Source organism: Oleiphilus sp. HI0067, from assembly GCF_001635735.1.
The window spans coordinates 1-685 of record NZ_LWFI01000706.1 but is presented as its reverse complement, the minus strand read 5'-3'; the positions used below and the strand labels follow the sequence as shown (position 1 = coordinate 685).

The 685-nt window shown below is 44.1% G+C and carries 1 protein-coding gene; it reads right to left on the bottom strand.

Features of this window, described 5'->3' with window-relative positions:
* Window positions 1-685: sulfotransferase (locus tag A3739_RS07900; RefSeq protein ID WP_197472182.1), on the bottom strand; the 685-nt coding region annotated here is incomplete at both ends.

The following is a 685-nucleotide window of genomic DNA, read 5'->3' as shown; positions in this document are numbered from 1 at the left end:
ATATGCTGCTTATAGAGGTTGTAATACATACCAAGCTCGCGTAAATCATTTGTGTAGCCATGATTCCCACTAAAGTTTTGTTTATAGATAGAGAAACATGTTTCACTCGCATTACGCGTACAATGTATGATCTTCGCCTCTGGCAACACTGCTGCAATAAAAGCACTCATCATGTAGTTGTAGGGCATCTTATCGGTAAAGTAGACCGGCAAGAGCTCATCACGCTGAGATTGCATTGCGCGTACTTGCCCTAAATACTCTGCAAACGCCGCGTGTAATGCAGTCGCAATCTCATCAACGGAGTCGCTCTGCATAATGCGATCGTTGTGCTTAGAAAAACACTCTGAAAGCGTTTTTAACTCACCTTCAGCCCCTACTTTTGAATGACTCGACAAAATCTGTTCGATCAAAGTAGTGCCCGAACGAGGCATGCCCAGAATAAAGATTGGAGCAGCTCCATCCTCTATCTTCGGTTTATTAGCCAACGCTTCTATCAGCTCGGGAGTCATTGCTTTCTGCAGCATCGCGAACATGCTTTGCGTCTGCGTATGTGCATATTGGTAGCCAGAACGATTTAAGTCGTTACCCTGCTTCAAATACTCAAAACTCATCGACTTATCGCCTTTTTTGTCATAGTGCATACTGACAACATAGGCCAAATTCATCTTCGCATCAGCTGGCAAAC